This is a genomic window from Lactobacillus sp. W8093 (genome assembly GCF_016100925.1).
In the GTDB taxonomy this organism is placed as follows: Bacteria; Bacillota; Bacilli; order Lactobacillales; family Lactobacillaceae; genus Lactobacillus; species Lactobacillus helsingborgensis.
On sequence record NZ_JACFRL010000024.1, the window covers coordinates 1 to 576 of the forward strand.

Annotated in this window: 1 protein-coding gene; it reads left to right on the forward strand. The window is 29.5% G+C overall.

The window, feature by feature from the left end:
- Positions 1 to 557 (forward strand): restriction endonuclease subunit S (locus H3T47_RS09210; protein WP_233335900.1); only part of this gene is annotated, 557 nt, incomplete at its 5' end.
- Between the last annotated feature and the right edge of the window lie 19 nt (positions 558 to 576).

A 576-nucleotide genomic window follows, 5' to 3' on the forward strand; every position in this document is an offset into this window, starting at 1 on the left:
TAAATGATAATTTACTCGAATTAGCAAAAGCCGTGTTTAATAAAAATGTAAACTCATGTAGTAAAACTTTATTATCAAATTATTTCTTACCTAAAAGAGGTAAGAATCTAGTAAAGAAAAACGTTATACCAGGAGCAATTCCTGTTATAGCAGGGGGCATGATTCCCGCAGCTTTTCACAATAAGTCCAACACGATGGCTCCTGTAATTACTATTTCTGCATCTGGTGCTAATGCTGGTTATGTTCAAATTTGGGGTATAAAAGTCTGGTCATCCGATTCCTCTTTTATAGATGAATCAGTGTCCAATAATATTTATTTTTGGTACCTATTACTCAAAAAATACCAAAAACAAATCTATGAATCTCAAACTGGCTCGGCTCAACCCCACATTTATCCTAAAAATATTGGAAATCTTCTAATACCAGTGGTAAGTGATGAAACTAAGCTCAATATTAATGAAAAAGTCAAACCAATTTTTAATAATATCTTTAAAAATAAGCATGAAAATAACTTACTAAATAACCTAAAAATAATTTTATTAGAAAAGTACTTTTGAAATGTTAAATTATCATTTA